1 protein-coding gene is annotated in these 1612 nt (G+C 53.9%); it reads right to left on the bottom strand.

Features of this window, described 5'->3' with window-relative positions; genetic code table 11:
• Positions 1 to 290: 290 nt before the first annotated feature.
• Positions 291 to 1370, bottom strand: a complete 1080-nt coding sequence (locus tag OP04_RS52825; protein ID WP_198154331.1) for an ETX/MTX2 family pore-forming toxin — start codon at positions 1368 to 1370, stop codon at positions 291 to 293.
• Positions 1371 to 1612 lie beyond the last annotated feature (242 nt).

Here is a 1612-nt window from a genome sequence, read left to right as displayed (position 1 = left end):
GTGCAGCCCGCACCGAGCGACCACGATCGTGCAGGCCATCCTCGTTCTACACCACGCCGAGCACCCGACCTACGCAGGATGAAAAAGGCTCAATGCCCCCGATCGCGCCTTTCTCGCACCGGCTCGCCTCGACCCAAACCCCACGGGGGGAGGCCCTCTTCGTCGCAATCCAGCTCCTCCGTGATCAGTTCATTGACACCTGCCTCGCCTGTCAGTCCGCATCCCGCAACGCAACCACGAAACGGGAGGGCAGATCATCGCAAAGCGTTACTAGAATTGCTACATGGATTCTATGCGTTAGTGACTGGTTTCACAATCGCGGACGTGGTCCAATTTGTCTCCGCTAACGATGTCCCGCTTAATTGAGTGAATTCAACCTCGACCTTGTGCCCGTCGGCTCTTTCAAAGAGGCCCGAAGTATTGACTGGGGTCCGGTATCCGCTGCTATAGGAGGCAACTCCATTAAGCGCGTAAGGGACCTTAACTTTTGTTTGAATTACTACGGCCTTTCCGATGATGCAAGAATTTGGGGGGACCGTGACCGGCACCTCCCAGTTGAAGGTTTTGGTGGTCTGCGTGGACTCATTCAAGGTGAATGTCGAGGACGCTTCCACCGCAACCGACCACTCACCTTTAGCCAGAAGTGGCACGCCAGCCTGACCTTTGGCTCCGACTGTGATTTTGACACCAGCGGTGGTGGACCAGCCTTTCGTATTCACTTCCGAAAGGAGTCCGGAGATTTTAGAAGTCTGCGTCACGCTGCTGGTATTGCAAGCCCGCTGAGCGTTTAATTCTTCTAGTTTTGACTCTTCTGCAGATGCGCGGCTTAAGTCGTAAGTAAGTTGGTCTAGGTCAATCCCATCGATGCGATCAGGTGTGACGCAGTGATTATAAAAGGTTTTTCCGTCCGGAATATTTCTTACGAATCCAATGCATGCCGATTTTGCTTCACCTTCGAAGGGGGCCACGAAATCGAACCCTCTGTTTGGTGGCAAGCCAGGCCATCTTTTGGGTACATCATTGCGATGGAGATTGGCATCGGTAATATAGACCTGTTTTCCGTCTACGCTGGCAGTAACGATCAATGATTCGCGGAAGCAGTTGGACGAGGCCCAGCCAACGAAGCGGATCCCATGAAAGTCTGCTGTGGTCCGTACAAGGTCAATGACGATTGTGACGTCTTCATTTGGGACCAAAGCGGGGAAGTTGAGAAATGGCTTAGTAAGGGGGTGCGGGCAATCTACGGTTCGAGCGGTTGGCTTGATGGTTTTGTCGGAAGTAGCTGCCGAGGCTGGCGATACTCCGATAGGTGGGACGGTTAAAGCGGTCACTAAGAGGCCCAGGAGAATTGAAAACTTATTTTTATTCACTTTAAGTATCCCTTTCGATTACTCCGGTGCCATGTGGTCCGGCAAGGTCATTCTGACGGCAAAGGCGTCGCAACGTGTGAGATTGGAGGTTTTCACGTCCATCGCAGGAGGTGGCATTGAGCGGAGGCCTCCTCTGTCGAGGCGGGGCATTGAGCCTTTTTCATCCTGCGTAGGTCGGGTGCTCGGCGTGGTGTAGAACGAGGATGGCCTGCACGATCGTGGTCGCTCGGTGCGGGCTGCAC

This window comes from Catenuloplanes japonicus (assembly GCF_000717135.1).
Lineage (GTDB): Bacteria > Actinomycetota > Actinomycetes > Mycobacteriales > Micromonosporaceae > Catenuloplanes > Catenuloplanes japonicus.
Note: the sequence above shows the minus strand (reverse complement) of the source record. Positions and strands in the feature narration are given on the sequence as shown.